The organism is Flavobacterium channae (assembly GCF_021172165.1).
In the GTDB taxonomy this organism is placed as follows: domain Bacteria; phylum Bacteroidota; class Bacteroidia; order Flavobacteriales; family Flavobacteriaceae; genus Flavobacterium; species Flavobacterium channae.
The window spans coordinates 1,668,366-1,683,339 of sequence record NZ_CP089096.1 but is presented as its reverse complement, the minus strand read 5'-3'; the positions used below and the strand labels follow the sequence as shown (position 1 = coordinate 1,683,339).

Below are 14,974 nucleotides of genomic sequence, written 5' to 3'. Positions count from 1 at the left end.
GTAACGTCCCGGGGCTTTATGAAGTTGGGGATTTTTATTCCCAAACCATTCCATTAGGACTGAAGTCAAATATATAAAATTACCTTTAATTTTTGCCTAAAACCCCAATTTCATAAAACCCTTGTTAGCGGTGGTTTTTATTTGTCGTTTAGAATATTTTCGATTTTTTGGTATGCTGTCATCACATACTCAATATTTGGATTTTCATTGTGGTATAATAACGATGTGTAAATTGTGTAAACATTACCTTCAGCTTCACAGTTTATAATATTATCCACTTTGGTCACGGATTCTAAAGTACTGTTTTTGTACCATCTATCGAAAACATTGAATCGAGTTTCTGCTTTATCATCATTTTCTGAACAAATATAAATTAGAGAATTTTGTACATTTGCAAAGAAAGCAGTTATTATGTTTTCAATAGTTTTTGACACCAAAGCATCAAAAGGTTCAATTTTATCAGTTATTTTTTCAATAATAATTTGATAAATATTTTCAATATGAACTTCAGAGGCAATGTCAAGTGACTCATCAACGATAAAAACAATTTTATATTCAATATCGTTTTTAGTTGTAAAGTTATAAGTGCTTGTCGCCTCGTTGTAAGTATAGTTATATTGGTTTGGCAAACTTGATTCCTTTTTGAGTTAATTTTTCAATAGGAGTATTGCCTTTCAAGAATGAACGAACCAAAGCTTTGTCTGAAACCATTTTGGCTACAGATTTCATTATTGCTTCTTTATTTACGGCTTTATTATTCATATAGCAAAACTAGTTTACTATTTTTAAAATATAACAAAAATTCAATCGTTTGTTTCTATTTTATTATTAAAAATAATAGATTTATCTTATTATGGGAAGGCTAGATTTTATTCATTCTTCGTTACATGTAAAATCACCGCTAACTTGTATATATGCGATATAAAGTTTCGTATATACAGCCATTTATGGGTAGATAAACGAAGTTTTGTTTCGCTTTTTTAGTTAAATCAAATGTATTAAATTTTTCTTACAAATCATCAAATGGACTTTTAATTTGTTGTATACTTTTTGTACTTACATGGGTGTAAATTTCAGTGGTTTTGCTACTGTTGTGGCCTAAAAGTTCCTGAATATAACGTAAATCAGTTCCACTTTCAAGTAAATGAGTAGCATAGCTATGCCTCAACCAATGTAATGTAGCAGGTTTTGTGATACCGGTTTTTTTTAAGGCTTGTTTTAATATAAGCTGTAAACTTCTTGCATCATAAGGAGTTCCTTCTTTTTGCCCCTCAAATAAAAAAGTCTTTGGTTTGTAAACTTTATAATAGTCTCTTAATAGTTCTAATATTTTAGGGCTTAACGGAACAATTCTGTCCTTTTTCCCTTTTGAATTTTTCAGTAAAACTATATTTCTTTTAGAATCAATATGATGAGGTTGAAGTGCTAATAACTCACCACATCTTAGCCCACAAGAATAAATTAAACTTAACATTGTTTTGTGTTTTTGGTTTGTAGGAGCAGAAATAATTGCTTTCACCTCTTCTTTACTCAAAACATTAGGTAATACTTTTTCTCGTTTTGGTCGATGTATTTTGTCAATTTCAATTGCAGTGTCTTTTACAATCTTAAAATACAGTTTAATAGCATTTACAATCTGATTTTGATACGAAGAAGATAAATTATGCTTTAAAATATAATCATTGTTGTATAAAATCACATCTTCGTTAGTAATGTCCTTTACGGCTTTTGTGTTGCAAAAAGTTAAAAACGATTTCAAAGCTTCGCTATACGTGTTAATCGTATTTGGGCTGTAGCGCTTTGATAAAAGATAGCGTTTGAATGTTTCAATGCTTGCAATTCCTTCAGCATTTGGAACTAAAGTATGGGCTAATGGAAGTTTAAAATGCAATCTATTAGCTTCTGTATCGGGTAAATGCCAGTATTTGTTATTTGGACTCCACCTTGCATCTTCAAAAGTTTTAATGCGCGCAATTAATTCCGTGTTTTTTTCAAAATAAACAGCAATTCTAGGTGTTCCTTTGTGTAGTAAAGTTTTGGCTTTCCAATTCATAATTAATGGCTTGTATGGAACAAATATAAAAAAATCACGTAATTAATTCTCAATTAAATAGGAAATACTATATAGATGCTATATGGATACTGTATAGATACAGTATGGATAGTGTATGGATAGTGTATGCTATCTGTATAATTTGAAAATATGAGAAACAAAAAAAGCACCTCGATTGAAGTGCTTTTGTGGGGAGAGCAGGATTCGAACCTGCGAAGATGTAATCAGCGGATTTACAGTCCGCCCTCGTTGGCCGCTTGAGTATCTCCCCAAGCCATCTTGCTTATTTGTCTAAGCGGTTGCAAATATAGAATTGTTTTTTATACTTACAAAGATATTTTGGACTATTTTCACTACTATTTTATAACCTTCTGTAAATGAAAAACATAAAAAAATCTCCATATGGAGATTTTTTTATGTTAAGGATTTTAAATGTTATTTTACACCTAATAATTCTTTTACTTTAGCTTTTAATTCGTCGCCTCTTAGGTCTTTTGCTACGATAACTCCTTTTGCATCTAGGATGAAAGTTGCAGGAATAGACTGTACATTATATTGTTTTGCAATTGGATCTTCCCAAAATTTAAGATTTGATACGTGAGCCCAAGTTAAACCATCTTTTGCAATTGCCTCTTTCCATTTTGCTGCATCTTTATCTAAAGATACCCCAATAATGTTTAATCCTTGTGCGTGAAATTCATTATATAATGCTACTACATTAGGATTTTCAGCTCTACAAGGTCCGCACCATGAAGCCCAGAAATCGATAATAGTAACTTTTCCTAAAGATTCTTTTAAAGAAATTCTTTTTCCTTCTGGAGAAGGAGCAGAAAAATCAGGGGCAGGTTTTCCTATTACAATAGCAAACATTGCATCTAATGCAGTTTTAATTTTTTTACCGCTTTTAGTTTCAGTTACTTTTTTATCCAAACCAGCGAAATAAGTTTTTACTTCTTCTGGAGTTAAATATTGTCTCATTAAAAAGTTTTCTAATAATAAAACAGATAAGAAAGCATCTGGATTATCTTTAATGAAGTTTTTAGAATACACGTTCATTTCTTCTTGAAATTTCTTGTGTTCTTTCATTAAACGGTTGATGGTAACCGTGTCTTTGCTCATTTGAGCTTTTTGCATAGCTGGGCCATTATCTTTTTCAAATTTTGCAACTTTTTTAGAGATAGCTTTTGTCTCCAAATTAAAAGTATTAAATTTTTCATTATTAGGAGTTCCGCCTAAAGTAGATTTATGGATAGAATCTTTAACAATATTAATCTCAATTTTGCCTTCTTCTAAGATGATAGGTAGATTTATTTCTTCATTTTCAATACGTACAAATCCTATATCAATACCGTCGGTAATTCCTTTTAATTCAAATTTTCCATCTTTTACAACAGCGGTATCTTTAGCTAAAGAACCAGTTTCAGTTTGTACTTCGATAAATACTTTTTTTCCGTTTTCAACACCCTCTGCTTTACCAGAAATTAAAAATTCATTATCTTTTAAATTATTACAAGCGATCGCAAATAGTGCAGTTGTAATGATAAATACTATTTTTTTCATTTTAATTGTTTAAATTTTGGCAAATGTATTTAAAATAACTCATTTACAAAACATAAATAAATGTTACAATTAAGGTAAAAAACCTCATTACAAAGTTTTGTAAATCAAAAATATAGTTGTAATTTTGCGCACCTTTTGGCGGATAGCGTTTCCATTAGGTATCAATCATTTATGTAAAACACTGCTGTTGTTTTCTATTCGCTTTATGAAACGCAAGAAGCACGGCATACAAATTTTTAATCAGCATGTCTGAAATTAACAAAACACAAGAAGAGTTTTTAGCGAATTTTAACTGGCATAACTATGCAGAAGGTATTGACCAAGTAGACGAGAAAAACTTACAAGAATTTGAAGATCTAGTAACTAAAACTTTCATCTCAACTGGAGAAGAAGAAGTAGTAGAAGGAGTTGTTGTAAGAATTACTGATAGAGATGCTATCGTTGATATCAACGCTAAATCTGAAGGTGTTATTTCTTTAAACGAATTCCGCTACAATCCTAACTTAAAAGTTGGTGATAAAGTTGAAGTTTTAATCGACGTTCGCGAAGATAAAACAGGTCAATTGGTATTATCTCACAGAAAAGCTAGAACTATCAAAGCTTGGGATAGAGTTATCGCTGCTAACGAAACAGGAGAAATCGTTAATGGTTTCGTAAAATGTAGAACTAAAGGTGGTATGATCGTTGACGTATTCGGAATCGAAGCATTCTTACCAGGTTCTCAAATTGATGTAAAACCAATCCGTGATTACGATCAATATGTGAACAAAACTATGGAATTCAAAGTAGTTAAAATTAACCACGAATTCAAAAATGTAGTTGTATCTCACAAAGCGCTTATCGAAGCTGATATCGAAGTACAGAAAAAAGAAATTATTGGTCAATTAGAAAAAGGACAAGTATTAGAAGGTGTTGTTAAAAACATTACTTCTTACGGTGTATTTATTGACTTAGGAGGTGTAGATGGATTAATCCACATCACTGACTTATCTTGGTCAAGAATCAACCACCCATCTGAAGTTCTTGAGTTAGACCAAAAATTAAACGTTGTAATCCTTGATTTCGATGATGAGAAAACAAGAATTCAATTAGGTTTAAAACAATTACACGCTCATCCATGGGATGCTTTAGGAGCTGAATTAAAAGTTGGTGATAAAGTAAAAGGTAAAGTTGTTGTTTTAGCTGATTACGGTGCTTTCATCGAAGTTGCTGAAGGTGTTGAAGGTTTAATCCACGTTTCTGAAATGTCTTGGTCTACTCACTTAAGATCAGCTCAAGATTTCATGAAAATTGGTGATGAGGTAGAGGCAGTTATCTTAACTCTTGATAGAGATGAAAGAAAAATGTCTTTAGGTATCAAACAAATGACACAAGATCCATGGACGGATATCACTGCTAAATACCCAGTAGGTTCTAAACACACTGGAATCGTTAGAAACTTTACTAACTTCGGAATTTTCGTAGAGTTAGAAGAAGGTATCGACGGTTTAGTATATATCTCTGATTTGTCTTGGACTAAGAAAATCAAACACCCATCTGAATTTGTAAATGTAGGTGATAAATTAGACGTAGTTGTTTTAGAATTAGACGTTGAAGGTCGTAAATTATCTTTAGGTCACAAACAAACTACTGCTAATCCTTGGGATAAATACGAAGATGCATTCGCTGTTGGAACTGTTCACAACGGAACTATCGCTGAAATCGTTGACAAAGGAGCTACTGTAGAATTTGGTGACGATATCGTTGCTTTCATTCCTACACGTCACTTAGAAAAAGAAGACGGTAAAAAATTGAAAAAAGGAGATACTGCTGACTTTAAAGTTATTGAGTTCAATAAAGAATTCAAAAGAGTAGTAGCTTCTCATACAGCTATCTTCAGAGAAGAAGAAGAGAAAAACGTTAAAACTGTAGCAGAAAACACTTCAGCTCCAGCTCAAACATCGACTTTAGGTGATAACAACGATATTCTTGCTGAATTAAAAGCTAAAATGGAAAAAGGAGGTAAATAATCTCTAATTTTCTAAATATTTAAAATCCCGGAAGAAATTTCGGGATTTTTTTATTGTCGTTTAATTTGTTTATCGTAATATTGCAATATAATAATTCAATAAAATTATGGGAGCATCAAAATCAGATTCTTTTTCAATAGAGCACAATGAGATGGCAAACTTATTTAAGGCGTTATCACATCCAGCACGCGTTGCTATTGTAGAGTATTTACTTTCGGTTGATAGTTGTATTTGTGGTGATATTGTGGAAGTGTTGCCTTTGGCTCAACCTACTGTTTCTCAACATTTAAAAGAGCTTAAAAATGCTAATATCATAAAAGGAAGTATTGATGGAACAGCTATTTGCTATTGTATCAATCCAACTACTATTGAAATTATCGAAAAGTATTTCGGTTCTATAAATAAACAGCTTAAAAATAAGTGTTGCTAATTAATTTTTACTAATCACTAATTATTTAAAAAAATGAAACTTTCAGAGATAAAATCAGAATTAAAAAAGTTATCAGCTATAGCTTTTCAATTGCCAAATGGCGAATTAGTTCCTAATCACTTTCATGTAACTGAAGTAGGAAAAGTGAGTAAACATTTTATCGATTGTGGTGGAACTGTAAGAACAGAAGAAGTGGTTAATTTTCAACTTTGGGAGGCTAATGATTATGGTCATCGTTTGCATCCTGAAAAATTACTTCATATTATCGAACTTTCAGAGAAAACATTAGGGTTGCCAGAGGCTGAAATCGAAGTAGAATATCAAATGGCAACTACTATTGGTAAATTTAATTTGGATTTTGACGGAACTAATTTTTTATTAACTACAAAAGTAACGGATTGTTTGGCAAAAGATAAATGTGGAATTCCAACTGAGAAACCAAAAGTAAAAATAGGCGAGTGGAAGCCAAAAGAAACTTCTTGTTGCTCACCAGATTCAGGTTGTTGTTAATATGGGAAATACTAAAAAACAACATTGGGAAACAGTTTTTACTACAAAGGCTGAAAATGAAGTGAGTTGGTACCAAAAACAACCACAAACCTCTATTCAATTAATTCAAGCTTGTAAAGTGGCTAAAAATGCTGCAATTATTGATATTGGCGGCGGCGATAGTTATTTGATAGATTCTCTACTAGATTTGGGTTATACCAATTTATATCTTTTAGATATTTCAGAAGCTGCATTAGCGCGTGCCAAAAACCGATTAGGTGATAAAGCAAAACAAGTAAATTTTATCAATTCAGATAGTTTGAATTTTCGATCAGATGTAAAATTTGATGTTTGGCACGATAGAGCTTCTTTTCATTTTATTACGTATGTAAATGATGTTCAAAAGTATAAAACTAATGTTGTAAACGCTTTAAATTCTGGCGGACATTTTATTTTGGGAACTTTTTCTGAAGATGGACCAAAAAAATGTAGTGGTTTGGATATTACACAATATTCTGTTGAGAAGCTTGAAACTATTCTTGAAGAAGATTTCGAATTAGAAAATTGTTTTACCGAAGACCACGAAACACCTTTTGACACCATTCAAAATTTTATTTTCGCTCACTATATAAAAAAATAATATGTATTCTAATTTGAAACAAGCAATAGCGAGTTTGGCTAATTTATCAGTTTCGGAAGAACGTAAAGAAGTCCTGAATCCTTTGGTGGATTATATTCAAAGTAAAGTTGCTAATCAAGAAGAAATTCGTTTGAACTTTATTTGTACTCACAATTCACGTCGTAGTCATTTATCCCAAATTTGGGCGCAAACCATGGCATTTCAGTTCGGAATTAAAAACGTTTTTTGTTTTTCTGGTGGAACAGAAGCTACTGCCATGTTTCCAAAAGTTGGTGAAACCTTAGTTAATCAAGGTTTTCTAATTCAAAAACTTAGTAACGAACAAAATCCCGTTTACGCAGTAAAATTTGATGAAAATCAGCAACCAATTGTATGTTTTTCAAAAGCTTATTTCGATGATTTTAATCCGAAAACTAATTTTGGCGCTATTATGACATGCAATAATGCTGACGAAGGTTGTCCGATGGTTTTCGGTGCAGAAGCAAGATTTCCTATCAAATATGATGATCCAAAAGCATTTGATGGAACTGATTTAATGGATGCTAAATACGCAGAACGCAGTTTACAAATTGCGAGTGAAATGTATTATGTATTTTCTCAAATCAAATAATTAGAAATGAAAAAAAGATTAGGATTTTTAGACCGTTATTTAACGATTTGGATTTTTTTAGCAATGTTACTTGGTGTTGGAATTGGTTATTTCATTCCCAATTCAGCTAATTTTATCAATTCTTTTTCATCAGGAACTACTATTGTTCCGTTGGCTTTAGGATTGATTTTGATGATGTATCCACCATTAACAAAAATTGATTTTTCTAAAGTCCCTCAAATGTTTAAAAAGCCAAAGTTACAATCGGCTTCACTTTTTATTACGTGGATTGTTGGTCCTTTTTTAATGTTTTTATTGGCAACTTTCTTTTTAAAAGACTATCCAGAATACATGACAGGTTTAATTATCATTGGAATTGCACCATGTATTGCCATGGTAATTGTTTGGAACGAACTTGCAGAAGGGAATCGTGAATTAACAGCAGGTTTAATTGGGATTAACAGCTTACTTCAAGTATTTTTCTTCAGTTTATACGCTTATTTTTATTTGCATGTGATGCTTCCTTTATTTGGAATCAAAGGTTTGGAATTAGATATTACTATTAGTGAAATAGCTAAAACAGTTGGAATCTATTTAGGAATTCCGTTTGCATTGGCTGTAGTAAGCCGATTTACAATAAAAAAGTATTTAGGAGATAAGTTTTTCAATCAAAAATTTATTCCTTTTGTTTCACCAATTACGCTAATTGCATTGCTTTTTACCATAGTAATTATGTTCAGTTTAAAAGGAGAAATGATTGTTGATTTGCCAATGGATGTTATACGAATTGCGATTCCATTAGTAATTTTCTTCGGAATAATGTTTTTCTTGATGTTTTTTGTGGCAAAAAAAATCGGTGCAGATTACCGAGATGCAACGGCATTATCATTTACTGCATCTGGAAATAATTTTGAACTAGCAATTGCTGTTTCAATTGGTGTTTTTGGAATCAATAGCGGACAAGCATTTGCGGGTGTAATTGGACCTTTAGTGGAAGTTCCAGCTTTAATAATTTTAGTAAATGTAGCTTTCTGGTTAAGAAAGAAATATTTTAATTAAGAGAATCTTTGCGGAATTTTCTGAATTTGGAACCAAATTCTTTCTGATATTCATATTCTAATGTAGAATCAGTAGGAGAAATAACTATTTTGATATTGGGATTTTTCTCTTTTAACCATTTTATATATTCTATAGTATTATTATTTTCAACAGAAGTAAATGATTTCTTTCCAGAAGCATATTTTATGTGATCAGTTTTACTTTTGTTAGTTCTAATGAAATGATATTCAGATATGTCTGAATATTTTAATGTTTCTATTTTATTGATGTAGAGATATTTGATTTCGATTTTATCATCAAAAAAATAAATGTCAAAAATACTTGCTCTTGTTTTAATAATTGTATAAATAAGAACAGCTAAAGAAAAAAGAAGGCTTGAAACAAATACGAATAAGTTATATTTTACGTAGATAATTTTTAATACTACTATCAATATTAATAACAATAAAAAAGGTAGAAATATTTCTAGCGAATTTTGAGAATGGTATTTTTTCATTTTATAATTAAAAACGCTCTATTAAGAGCGTTTTTTAGTTTTATTCTTTAATAATTTTTATTGTTTTTTGTTGGGAATCGTTTTCTAATTCAATTAAATAAATACCACTTTCTAAATTACTAACATCTAAAATGTTTGAAGTTGTATTTTCAAAAGTCTTCGTTTCAATTAATTGACCAAGAATACTATAAATTGAAGCTTTCGTAATGCTTAAATTATCCAAGTGTAAAATATCTTTAACAGGGTTTGGATAAAAAACAAAAGATTCTAAATCAGTATCATCAACACTTAATGTAGTTGTGATGTTAAATTGATAAGGCGTTTGGTAATTAGTATTTGTAGGGTTAGTACTCGTTAATTTTAAGAAATAATCGCCAGGAGCAAGAACTCTTGTAAAACTTAAAGTATTACCACTGTTGTTTTGTGATGCACCAACAGCAACTCCAGCAGCATTTAAAATAGTTCCATTCATTGAAGAAGTTACAATGCTACTTACATTTACTACAGCATTTACATTGTCAGCAACTGTAAATCTGAAATAATCATTATCAGCACCTGTTGGGTTTTGAATCGTTGTATATCCAATGTAGTTTTTGTTTGTATTAATAACATAAGCCAATTCTTTAAAATTTGGCTCGTCTAAACCTTGCATCATTTGGTAAGGATATCCAGGCAATTCAGTATGGTTTTCAATAATATCATAACCTGAATTAAAATAAAATAATTTGGCTGGATAAGTTAATCCGGTTAAATACGTATTCATATTAGAAGATGGTTCTGGAACAACACCGTCAGTAGTAATATTACTTCCAAAAGCATTTGTAATTCTTCCAATTACACAAGAAAAATCGATTAAATTATCAATTGATTTTTGGTTTAAACCTTGAATCGTTTCGCCTGTAATTCCGTTGCAATTGATGTCCGAATTATAAAAATCTGGTGAATACGAATTGTCATTCATACTAGTGCTGTTTTGAGCTTCTAAACCACCAAATAAGAAATGTCCAGGTTCACCACTATAATAATAGGTTGTTTTTAAATCGCGAATAGCTTCTGAACTAACATCGGTTCCTGTCATAAAAGCCAATACATTATCACTTGCATTACTTCCTCCGTGAGGTGTACCTAAAGTTAATAATTTGGCAACATGGTGTTGGTTATCCGCTTGCCAATTGTATGAATTTTGAATGTATTCTCTTGAAGCCAATCCTCCCATACTATGACCAACTAAAATTACCTTATTCTTTCCGGTAACTTCCATAACACGTTGAACGGCAACTCGTACAGCTGCTCCTTGTTTTGCAATAGCCGATTGGTTACTTAAAACCGTTGTACCAACGGCCCCATTAGGATTAACATTAAAATTGACATAAAAGTAATCCCCATTTTGTACAAGCGATTCAAAAGCTGCTATATCAGCGCCAGCTGTAGGGTAAAAGTTTTTGTTGGTTGTTGTGTTATTGTTATCTGCATTTAGGCAAAAATCAAAACGACCACCAAAAGTGAAACCGTATTGTGTATCATAATAATCGGTTGAAGTGTTCCAAGTTTCTGAACTTGAATTTAATCCGTGAATGAATATAATAGGGTAGGGTAACTTACTTTCAAAAACTCTATTGGTGGTATTCGCAACAGGAGTTTTTAATGGAATGATACTATCATTTCTGTATTCGTAAAATTCAAATTCTGCAGATCGAGGTTTGAACTCTATTCTTTGGTTTTGAGAAAAACCTATCGATGAAATAAATAAAAATGCAATAGATGCAATTAAGGTAGTTTTATTCATACACATTATTTTTTTGTGATAATAATATGCAATATATAAATTTTTTGTGAAATTACTATGTATGCATATATTTTTTTATGATATATGTAATTTCATGAAAAAAGCTCTATGAGAACATCATAGAGCTTTTAAATATTTTTCACTTTAATTGTTTATTTGTCGATAGAACCCACAACACGTTTCATGAAATCATTTAGTGCTGTTTTCTTATCTACTCCAGATTTAATTGATTGGTTTACTTCTAGTGCACCATACATATTAGAGATTAATTCTGCAATAACATCTAATTCTTCATCTTTTAAAGAAGGAACTTCGCAAAGATTTTCTAAAACTTCAATAGTTTCAACAATATAATCTTGGTCGTTATCTTCGATAAATTGCGTTAACTGTTTAATTACTGGTAACTTCATAATTAAATTACTTCGTTTACTAATTCAGCTAAAACATCTGCTTTATTAGTTTGCGTTTGATTTACTAAAACACCATTTTTAAAAGTAGCAAATGTAGGTAAGTTATCTACTTTTGCTAATTTTCTTGATTCTGGAAATTTCTCTGCATCTACGATTACAAAAGGAATCGATTCGTTTTGAGATGCCATTACTTTGAACTTTGGTTTCATAATACGGCAATTTCCACACCATGAAGCCGAAAATTGCACTACTACAGTTTCGTTTGAAGCAACAATTTCTTGTAAATTATCTTGTTCTATTTCTGAAAACATAATTTTTTTAATTTTCAATTAGACAATATGTCAATGTGCCAATTATTTTCAGATTGACACATTGATTATTGACATATTATTTTAGTTAGATGCTAAATAAGCAGCTGTAGATTTTCTATCTGCAGTCATAGCTTCTTTACCTTCTTCCCAGTTAGCTGGACAAACTTCTCCTTTAGTTTGAACGTGAGTATAAGCGTCGATTAATCTTAAATACTCATTTACGTTTCTTCCTAATGGCATATCGTTAACACTTTCGTGGAAAACTTTTCCTTCTTCGTCAATTAAATAAGTAGCTCTAAAAGTTACATTAGATCCTTCTAAAATTTCATCGTTTAAGTTTTCGTCATAAACCCACTCAGCATCTAAAATATCTAAAGCTGCAGCTAAATTACGAGTAGTATCTGCTAATAAAGGATAAGTTACACCTTCAATTCCACCGTTGTCTTTTGCAGTGTTTAACCAAGCAAAGTGAACTTCGTTAGTATCACAAGAAGCACCAATTACCATAGTGTTTCTTTTTTCAAATTCTTGTAAAGCAGCTTGAAAAGCGTGTAATTCTGTTGGACAAACGAAAGTAAAATCTTTTGGATACCAAAATAAAACTACTTTTTTCTTGTTGTTTACAGCTTCTTCTAAAACGTTAATTCTTAAATTATCTCCCATAAAAGAGATTGCATCTACTGTAATGTTTGGAAATTTTTTCCCTACTACTGCCATGATTTTATGTTTAAATGTTACTAATATTTTCTGATTGCGAAATTACAAATAGAATTAGTACAAAAACATGATATTTATTATATTTTTAAATATTAAAATAGACAAAAGCTATTGCAATTTTAAGCAAAGTGTAATGATTTGATTTTGAGTAAATAATAAATAAAAAACCATCTTAAAAAAGATGGTTTTTGTTATAAAAGTTGTTTAAAATTTATTTTAAATCAAAACGATCTGCATTCATAACTTTTGTCCAAGTATTAACGAAGTCTTGAACAAATTTTTCTTTATTATCGTCTTGTGCATACACCTCAGCATACGATCTTAATACAGAATTAGAACCAAAAATCAAATCTACACGAGTTGTAGTCCATTTTGTAGCTCCGGTTTTTCTATTTACAATGTTGTATAAGTTATCTCCGGCTGGTTTCCAACTGTAGTTCATATCCGTTAGATTAACAAAGAAATCATTGGTTAAAACGCCTTCTTTATCAGTGAAAACACCATGTTTAGTTCCGTTGAAATTAGTTCCTAAAACGCGCATTCCTCCAACTAGAACTGTCATTTCAGCCGCAGTTAATCCTAAAAGTTGTGCTTTATCAAGCATTAATTCTTCAGGTTCAACTATATATTTAGCTTTCATGAAATTTCTAAAAGCGTCGTTAGTTGGTTCTAATACTTCAAATGATTCATCATCTGTCATTTCTTGTGAAGCATCGCCTCTTCCTGAACTAAAAGGAACTTTAACATTAAATCCGCCATCTTTTGCAGCTTGTTCAATAGCGGCACTTCCTCCTAAAACAATTAAATCAGCAATACTAACTTTTTTAGATAAATCAGCTTGAATTTCAACCAATTTATTTAAAACTCTTTGTAATCTTTCAGGTTCGTTAGCAACCCAATCTTTTTGTGGAGCTAATCTTATGCGTGCTCCATTTGCACCACCTCTAAAGTCAGAACCTCTAAATGTTCTTGCACTATCCCAAGCGGTATTAATTAAATCGGTTCTTGTAAGTCCTGAGTTTAATAATTTTGCTTTTAAATCTTCAATTTCAGCATCTGATAAAGTATAATCTACTGCAGGTATTGGATCTTGCCAAATTAAATCTTCTTTTGGTGCATCGGCTCCTAAATAGCGATCTCTTGGACCTAAATCACGATGGGTTAATTTGAACCAAGCTCTAGCAAATACTTCAGAGAAATAAGCAGGATCTTTATGAAAACGTTCTGAAATTTCTCTGTAAGCAGGATCCATTTTCATTGCCATATCGGCATCTGTCATAATTGGATTTCTTTTTACAGATGGATTATGAGCATCTATTGGTTTATCTTCATCTTTAATATTGATTGGTTCCCATTGCCAAGCACCAGCAGGACTTTTCTTTAATTCCCAATCATAGCTTAATAATAGATTGAAATATTCGTTATCCCAACGTGTTGGATGTGTTGTCCATGAACCTTCTAAACCACTTGTAACAGCGTTTGCACCACCACCATTTGGATTTATCCAACCAAAACCTTGATTTTCGATAGCTCCAGCTTCTGGTTCAGGACCTAATTTTGAAGCATCACCATTTCCATGTGCTTTACCAACAGTATGTCCTCCAGCAGTTAATGCAACTGTTTCTTCATCGTTCATTGCCATTCGTTTGAATGTAACACGAACATCATGTGCCGTTTTTAGTGGGTCAGGTTGACCATCAACACCTTCAGGATTTACATAAATTAATCCCATCATAACAGCAGCTAGCGGATTTTCTAAATCTCTTTCTCCAGAATAACGAGTTCCTTCGCTTCCTGATTTAGCTAACCATTCTTTTTCAGCTCCCCAATAAATGTCTTTTTCTGGATGCCAAATATCTTCACGACCACCAGCAAAACCAAAGGTTTTTAATCCCATAGATTCATACGCCATATTTCCTGCTAATATCATTAAATCGGCCCAAGAAATTTTATTTCCGTATTTTTTCTTGATAGGCCAAAGTAATCTACGTGCTTTATCTAAGTTTCCGTTATCTGGCCAACTATTTAATGGAGCGAATCTTAAATTTCCTGTTCCAGAACCTCCACGACCATCTGATATTCTATAAGTTCCTGCTGAATGCCACGCCATTCTGATGAATAAACCACCATAGTGTCCCCAATCGGCTGGCCACCAATCTTGACTTTCAGTCATTAATTTTTTTAAATCTGATTTAAGAGCTTCTAAATCAAGTTTTTTAAATTCTTCAGCATAATTAAAATGATTACCTAAAGGATTTGTTTTTGTATCGTGTTGATGTAAAATATCAAGATTTAATGCTTTTGGCCACCAATCATAATTTTTTACCCCATCACTTAATCCTTTTTGATTTTGATGAAATGGGCATTTGCTAATGTCGTTTGTGTTTTCCATATTAATTGATTTTTGCTTATATTCTAAATGTTT

16 protein-coding genes and 1 tRNA gene are annotated in these 14,974 nt (G+C 31.5%); 6 read left to right on the top strand and 11 right to left on the bottom strand.

From position 1 onward, the window contains the following. Nucleotides 1–137: 137 nt before the first annotated feature. The 5 genes from LOS89_RS07785 to LOS89_RS07765 form a co-directional block, all read right to left on the bottom strand. The gene (locus tag LOS89_RS07785) at nt 138–629 is read right to left on the bottom strand and encodes a DUF6169 family protein (protein WP_231834720.1); all 492 of its coding nucleotides are present in this window, start codon (nt 627–629) and stop codon (nt 138–140) included. Next, complete coding sequence (locus tag LOS89_RS07780; RefSeq protein WP_231834719.1) at nt 613–762, bottom strand: hypothetical protein; 150 nt, start codon at nt 760–762, stop codon at nt 613–615. The genes LOS89_RS07785 and LOS89_RS07780 overlap by 17 nt, the downstream gene beginning before the upstream one ends. Before the next feature lie 247 nt (nt 763–1,009). After that, a complete protein-coding gene (xerA, locus tag LOS89_RS07775) occupies nt 1,010–2,053 on the bottom strand; it encodes a site-specific tyrosine recombinase/integron integrase (RefSeq protein ID WP_231834718.1) in 1,044 nt (347 codons plus the stop codon). Nucleotides 2,054–2,242: 189 nt separating this feature from the next. Further along, a tRNA-Tyr gene (locus tag LOS89_RS07770) sits at nt 2,243–2,324 on the bottom strand. A gap of 164 nt (nt 2,325–2,488) precedes the next feature. Then, nucleotides 2,489–3,613 (bottom strand): TlpA disulfide reductase family protein, encoded by a 1,125-nt coding sequence (locus LOS89_RS07765; RefSeq protein WP_231834717.1) that lies wholly within the window; start codon nt 3,611–3,613, stop codon nt 2,489–2,491. Between the two features lie 245 nt (nt 3,614–3,858). Between LOS89_RS07765 and rpsA the strand changes: the two genes are divergently transcribed. From rpsA to arsB, 6 genes are all read left to right on the top strand, one after another. Further along, a complete protein-coding gene (gene rpsA / locus LOS89_RS07760) occupies nt 3,859–5,622 on the top strand; it encodes a 30S ribosomal protein S1 (RefSeq protein ID WP_231834716.1) in 1,764 nt (587 codons plus the stop codon). Between the two features lie 106 nt (nt 5,623–5,728). Next, nucleotides 5,729–6,052 carry an ArsR/SmtB family transcription factor gene (locus tag LOS89_RS07755; protein ID WP_231834715.1) on the top strand — a complete coding sequence of 108 codons (324 nt, stop codon included), beginning with the start codon at nt 5,729–5,731 and terminating at the stop codon, nt 6,050–6,052. Nucleotides 6,053–6,085: 33 nt separating this feature from the next. Continuing rightward, complete coding sequence (locus tag LOS89_RS07750) at nt 6,086–6,562, top strand: DUF6428 family protein (protein ID WP_231834714.1); 477 nt, start codon at nt 6,086–6,088, stop codon at nt 6,560–6,562. 1 nt (nt 6,563) lies between these two features. Beyond that, entirely contained in the window at nt 6,564–7,181 is a 618-nt protein-coding gene (locus LOS89_RS07745; RefSeq protein ID WP_231834713.1) for a class I SAM-dependent methyltransferase, read from the top strand. Nucleotide 7,182: 1 nt separating this feature from the next. Further along, nucleotides 7,183–7,791 (top strand): arsenate-mycothiol transferase ArsC, encoded by a 609-nt coding sequence (locus LOS89_RS07740; protein WP_231834712.1) that lies wholly within the window; start codon nt 7,183–7,185, stop codon nt 7,789–7,791. Between the two features lie 6 nt (nt 7,792–7,797). Further along, nucleotides 7,798–8,829 carry an ACR3 family arsenite efflux transporter gene (gene arsB, locus LOS89_RS07735; RefSeq protein ID WP_231834711.1) on the top strand — a complete coding sequence of 344 codons (1,032 nt, stop codon included), beginning with the start codon at nt 7,798–7,800 and terminating at the stop codon, nt 8,827–8,829. Here arsB and LOS89_RS07730 read toward each other — a convergent pair. The 6 genes from LOS89_RS07730 to katG form a co-directional block, all read right to left on the bottom strand. Next, the gene (locus LOS89_RS07730) at nt 8,822–9,325 is read right to left on the bottom strand and encodes a hypothetical protein (RefSeq protein WP_231834710.1); all 504 of its coding nucleotides are present in this window, start codon (nt 9,323–9,325) and stop codon (nt 8,822–8,824) included. The two genes, arsB and LOS89_RS07730, sit on opposite strands and share 8 nt — an antisense overlap. 40 nt (nt 9,326–9,365) lie before the next feature. Continuing rightward, complete coding sequence (locus LOS89_RS07725; protein ID WP_231834709.1) at nt 9,366–11,111, bottom strand: T9SS type A sorting domain-containing protein; 1,746 nt, start codon at nt 11,109–11,111, stop codon at nt 9,366–9,368. Nucleotides 11,112–11,263: 152 nt separating this feature from the next. Further along, nucleotides 11,264–11,521 (bottom strand): DUF6952 family protein, encoded by a 258-nt coding sequence (locus LOS89_RS07720; protein WP_231834708.1) that lies wholly within the window; start codon nt 11,519–11,521, stop codon nt 11,264–11,266. A gap of 2 nt (nt 11,522–11,523) precedes the next feature. After that, entirely contained in the window at nt 11,524–11,832 is a 309-nt protein-coding gene (locus tag LOS89_RS07715) for a thioredoxin family protein (protein ID WP_231834707.1), read from the bottom strand. A gap of 81 nt (nt 11,833–11,913) precedes the next feature. Further along, nucleotides 11,914–12,549 carry a peroxiredoxin gene (locus LOS89_RS07710; protein WP_231834706.1) on the bottom strand — a complete coding sequence of 212 codons (636 nt, stop codon included), beginning with the start codon at nt 12,547–12,549 and terminating at the stop codon, nt 11,914–11,916. A 211-nt stretch (nt 12,550–12,760) separates the two neighbouring features. Next, the gene (gene katG / locus LOS89_RS07705) at nt 12,761–14,941 is read right to left on the bottom strand and encodes a catalase/peroxidase HPI (protein WP_231834705.1); all 2,181 of its coding nucleotides are present in this window, start codon (nt 14,939–14,941) and stop codon (nt 12,761–12,763) included. Between the last annotated feature and the right edge of the window lie 33 nt (nt 14,942–14,974).

What these genes read in the sequence shown, in the direction of transcription:
- LOS89_RS07780 (WP_231834719.1), bottom strand. Translation starts at nt 762, where the DNA reads ATGAATAATAAAGCCGTAAATAAAGAAGCAATAATGAAATCTGTAGCC.
- xerA (WP_231834718.1), bottom strand. Translation starts at nt 2,053, where the DNA reads ATGAATTGGAAAGCCAAAACTTTACTACACAAAGGAACACCTAGAATT.
- LOS89_RS07765 (WP_231834717.1), bottom strand. Translation starts at nt 3,613, where the DNA reads ATGAAAAAAATAGTATTTATCATTACAACTGCACTATTTGCGATCGCT.
- rpsA (WP_231834716.1), top strand. Translation starts at nt 3,859, where the DNA reads ATGTCTGAAATTAACAAAACACAAGAAGAGTTTTTAGCGAATTTTAAC.
- LOS89_RS07755 (WP_231834715.1), top strand. Translation starts at nt 5,729, where the DNA reads ATGGGAGCATCAAAATCAGATTCTTTTTCAATAGAGCACAATGAGATG.
- LOS89_RS07750 (WP_231834714.1), top strand. Translation starts at nt 6,086, where the DNA reads ATGAAACTTTCAGAGATAAAATCAGAATTAAAAAAGTTATCAGCTATA.
- LOS89_RS07745 (WP_231834713.1), top strand. Translation starts at nt 6,564, where the DNA reads ATGGGAAATACTAAAAAACAACATTGGGAAACAGTTTTTACTACAAAG.
- LOS89_RS07740 (WP_231834712.1), top strand. Translation starts at nt 7,183, where the DNA reads ATGTATTCTAATTTGAAACAAGCAATAGCGAGTTTGGCTAATTTATCA.
- arsB (WP_231834711.1), top strand. Translation starts at nt 7,798, where the DNA reads ATGAAAAAAAGATTAGGATTTTTAGACCGTTATTTAACGATTTGGATT.
- LOS89_RS07730 (WP_231834710.1), bottom strand. Translation starts at nt 9,325, where the DNA reads ATGAAAAAATACCATTCTCAAAATTCGCTAGAAATATTTCTACCTTTT.
- LOS89_RS07725 (WP_231834709.1), bottom strand. Translation starts at nt 11,111, where the DNA reads ATGAATAAAACTACCTTAATTGCATCTATTGCATTTTTATTTATTTCA.
- LOS89_RS07720 (WP_231834708.1), bottom strand. Translation starts at nt 11,521, where the DNA reads ATGAAGTTACCAGTAATTAAACAGTTAACGCAATTTATCGAAGATAAC.
- LOS89_RS07715 (WP_231834707.1), bottom strand. Translation starts at nt 11,832, where the DNA reads ATGTTTTCAGAAATAGAACAAGATAATTTACAAGAAATTGTTGCTTCA.
- LOS89_RS07710 (WP_231834706.1), bottom strand. Translation starts at nt 12,549, where the DNA reads ATGGCAGTAGTAGGGAAAAAATTTCCAAACATTACAGTAGATGCAATC.
- katG (WP_231834705.1), bottom strand. Translation starts at nt 14,941, where the DNA reads ATGGAAAACACAAACGACATTAGCAAATGCCCATTTCATCAAAATCAA.